Below are 393 nucleotides of genomic sequence, written 5' to 3'. Positions count from 1 at the left end.
ATGATGTCCAAGCTCCGTTCCCTGATTGTGTGGTCCGTGGTCTTCACGCAGGTCTGGACGCCCGTGCTGGCGCAGACCCTGCCGATCTCGGTGGACAGAAGCGTGCCGGGCGCCAAGCCCTTCGTGAGCGTCAGCAACGGTGTGCCGGTGGTCAATATCGCGCCGCCTTCGGCCGGCGGCGTGTCGAACAACCGCTACACGCAATTCAACGTCGGCCCGTCCGGCGTCGTGCTCAACAACAGCGGCGGCGCCAGCCCGTCGCAACTGGCCGGACAAGTGCCGGGCAACCCCATGCTCGGCAATCGGCATGCGGGCGCCATTCTCAACCAGGTCACCGCGCCCAATCCGTCGCAATTGCTCGGCACGTTGGAAGTGGCTGGCAATCGGGCCAAC

Annotated in this window: 1 protein-coding gene; it reads left to right on the top strand. The window is 65.6% G+C overall.

The features are described from left to right. On the top strand, positions 1-393 hold a 393-nt coding region (locus AC6LKG_RS26575), incomplete at its 3' end, for a two-partner secretion domain-containing protein (RefSeq protein ID WP_498169990.1).

The sequence above is a fragment of the Achromobacter sp. 46006 genome (genome assembly GCF_059761975.1).
The sequence above is the reverse complement of the archived record's forward strand: the minus strand, read 5'-3'. Positions and strand labels throughout refer to the sequence as shown.